Here is a 3,014-nt window from a genome sequence, read left to right as displayed (position 1 = left end):
CGCGCCGCGCTCTCCCGCGCGCTCACCGATCGCGGCCTGGAACTCACCACCACCGCCCGTCGCCTCGGCGAATTTCAAGCCGTGGAAAACACCTATCTCGCCATCTTCCAGGCGCTCGGCGGCCTGGGCCTCCTCCTCGGCAGTGCCGGGCTGGCGGTGGTCGTCGCCCGCAATGTCCTGGAGCGTCGCGGCGAGTTCGGCCTGCTCGCCGCCGTCGGCTTCCGTCCCGGCCAGTTGCGGCAGCTCGTCTTCGTCGAGCACCGCTGGCTCATCGTCGCCGCGCTGGTCATCGGCACCGTTAGCGCGCTCGTCGGCGTCTGGCCGAATCTCGTGCAAAAGGCTGGCGGCTTCCCGCTCCGCGAAATGGCCCTTCTGCTCGCCGGCCTCGCCTTGGGTTGTGTCTTTTGGACCTGGCTGGCCACCCGTCTCGCCCTCCGCGACAGCGGCGTCGAGGCGTTGCGCGCCGAGTAGGGTCGCTGCGGGTGTAGGGCGGGTGTCCCCACCCGCCGGGCTGCGTTTCGCCCGCCAGGGGGTGTGCTAAGCGAACTTTTCCGCAATGGAGCCAATGGAACCAATGGAGCAATGCACTTTTTCCGCCGGGTCATGCCAAACTTCCCACATGAATCCCGACATCTCCAACCATACGCGCAACGGCAAAATCGCCCACTTTCCCCAGGCGGTTCGCGAGAAACTCAATCTACGCCTCGCCGATGGCGAGCGCAGCCGCAGCCTGGTGCAATGGCTCAATTCCCTCCCCGAAGTCCGGCAGTGCCTCGCCACCCACTTCGACGGCCGGCCGATCAACGACGTCAATCTCAGCGCCTGGAAGGTGGGCGGCTTCCGCGATTGGCTGCGTGGGCAGGAGGTTCGCGCCCGGGCGCGCGATTTCTTCGAAGAGTCGGTCGAACTGGCCGAGGAAACCGCCACCTTTCCCGGGAGTTCCCCGTTGCTCGACCGGGTCACCGATCGCATGGCCCTGGCTCTGTTGCAGGTCTTTCGCCAGGAAGAGGACGCCGAGCCCGGCCGCGAGCGCACCCGTTCGATGCTGGAGATTTCCCGGGAACTGAGCCGTCTGCGCCGGGAGGGGCACCAGCGGATCGAGACAGATCTCCGGCGGGAGATCGCCGGAAAAGGAGACGCTTTTAAGGTGCCTTAAGCCCAGTTAAGGCGATTTAAGGTCCGAGATTTTTTTTGGAGGCACTGGAGGCACTGCGCCGTCAGTGCCGGGGGAACGGCTGCCTGCGGAAGCAACGGCGCGTTCCCCCCCCAGCCCCGATTCGGAACTTCCTTCCCTAAGATTGACTAAAATGCGTGGTCGTCGCGTCAATGACCTGCTGGGAATTGCGCAAAAATGTTGGCAATTCCCGCTGAAACTCGCAATTTGAAGCACTCACTCACTAAATCCAAACTATGAAATTCAAATCCCTCCTGACCCTCGCGGCCGTCCTGGCCCTCGGATTCAACGTTGCCCTCGCCGCGGACGACGATACGCCGCTGGCCAAGGAAATGAAGACGACCAACAAGAGCATCCGGACGCTCAAGCGCCAGCTCGACGACGCTACCAAGAAGGACGACAATCTCGCGCTCATCGCCACGGCGAAGAAGAGCGTCGAAGCCTCCTCCAAGCTGGAGCCGGCCAAGACGAAAGACGTGCCCGCCGGCGAAAAGGCTGCCTACCTCGACAAGTACCATGCCGAGATGAAGGATGTCGCCAAGGCTTTCGACGATCTTGAAGCGGCGGTGAAGGACGGCAAAACCGACGACGCCAAGAAGATCCTCGAGAAACTCGCGGACCAAAAAGAAAAGGGCCACAAGGACTTCAATCCTGACGATAAGTAAGCCCTTTCGGATTTACCAATTTCGGTTGACGCACAACCCCGGAGAGATTCTCCGGGGTTGTGTTTTCCAAGGCAGTTGCACGGAGCGCCACCGGCTCTAATTTGTCCCATGACCCGCCAGCACATTCTCGATCTCTATTTCATGGACGCCCGGTCGAAGCTGATCGACATCGCGGCGTTCCTCGACCGGATGGATCGCGGGGAAGGGGAGCCGGATTTCCGCCTCGCGGCCTTCCGCAAGGCCCTTGAGGAATTGCAACGCGGTGAGCCAGTGCGGGCGAAGAGCGTCCTCATGTCGCTCAGCGATCCCACCACCGAGCCGATCCCGAAAGCTCCCGGCAAAGGCGCCGTCGGCGCGTGGCCCGGCCAGGAGGCCCACTGACCATGCGTTACATCGAGCCCCACGGGCACATGGTGAGCCGCACCACGGACGACTACGAGGCGATGATCACCGCGGGCTGTCACGCCGTCTGCGAACCGGCCTTTTGGGCTGGCTACGACCGCAGCGGGCCGCAGGGCTTTTACGATTACTTCTGCCAGCTCACCGACTATGAGCCCAAGCGTGCCGCCAAGTTCGGCCTGCCGCATTTCACCTGGCTGTGCATCAATCCCAAGGAGTCCGAGGACGTGCAACTCGCGCAGGAAGTGATCGCGCTGATCCCGCAATTTCTCGACCGGCCAAATGTGCTGGGCATCGGTGAGATCGGGCTGAACAAGAACACGCGCAACGAGCTCAAAGTGCTGGAGCAGCACATCGACCTCGCGGCGCGGCACGACCAGCTCATTCTCGTTCACACCCCGCATCTCGAGGACAAATTCAAGGGCACGCGGCTCATTCTCGATGCCCTGCTCGCCGATTCGCGCATCAAGCCCGACCGCTGCATCATTGATCACGTCGAGGAGCACACCATCCAGATGGTGCTCGATGCGGGCTTCTGGGCGGGCATCACGCTCTACCCGGAATCGAAGACCACCCCGCCACGGGCCATCGACATGTTCGAAGTTTACGGCGGTCAGCGGGTGTGGCTGAACAGCGCGTGCGATTGGGGCCGCAGCGACCCGCTCGCCGTGCCGAAGACCGCCATCGAAATGCGCCGCCGCGGCCACTCCGACGAGACGATCGACAAGCTGGTCTTTCAAAACCCGATCCGCTTCCTCGAACAGAACCCCCGCTTC

Annotated in this window: 5 protein-coding genes; all 5 read left to right on the top strand. The window is 62.8% G+C overall.

Annotated features, from left to right (window positions below):
• Positions 1-471: ABC transporter permease (locus ABJF10_RS30250; RefSeq protein WP_348548320.1), on the top strand; the 471-nt coding region annotated here is incomplete at its 5' end.
• 148 nt (positions 472-619) lie between these two features.
• Positions 620-1,156 (top strand): hypothetical protein, encoded by a 537-nt coding sequence (locus ABJF10_RS30245; RefSeq protein WP_348548319.1) that lies wholly within the window; start codon positions 620-622, stop codon positions 1,154-1,156.
• 254 nt (positions 1,157-1,410) lie between these two features.
• A complete protein-coding gene (locus ABJF10_RS30240; protein ID WP_348548318.1) occupies positions 1,411-1,839 on the top strand; it encodes a cytochrome b562 in 429 nt (142 codons plus the stop codon).
• A 108-nt stretch (positions 1,840-1,947) separates the two neighbouring features.
• Positions 1,948-2,220, top strand: coding sequence for a hypothetical protein (locus ABJF10_RS30235; RefSeq protein WP_348548317.1), 273 nt, complete (start codon positions 1,948-1,950; stop codon positions 2,218-2,220).
• 2 nt (positions 2,221-2,222) lie between these two features.
• Positions 2,223-3,014, top strand: a 792-nt coding sequence (locus ABJF10_RS30230) for a TatD family hydrolase (protein ID WP_348548316.1), incomplete at its 3' end; no start/stop codon positions are given.

Origin of the sequence: Chthoniobacter sp. (assembly GCF_040003245.1) — a bacterium.
Lineage (GTDB): Bacteria > Verrucomicrobiota > Verrucomicrobiia > Chthoniobacterales > Chthoniobacteraceae > Chthoniobacter.
The sequence above is the reverse complement of the archived record's forward strand: the minus strand, read 5'-3'. Positions and strand labels throughout refer to the sequence as shown.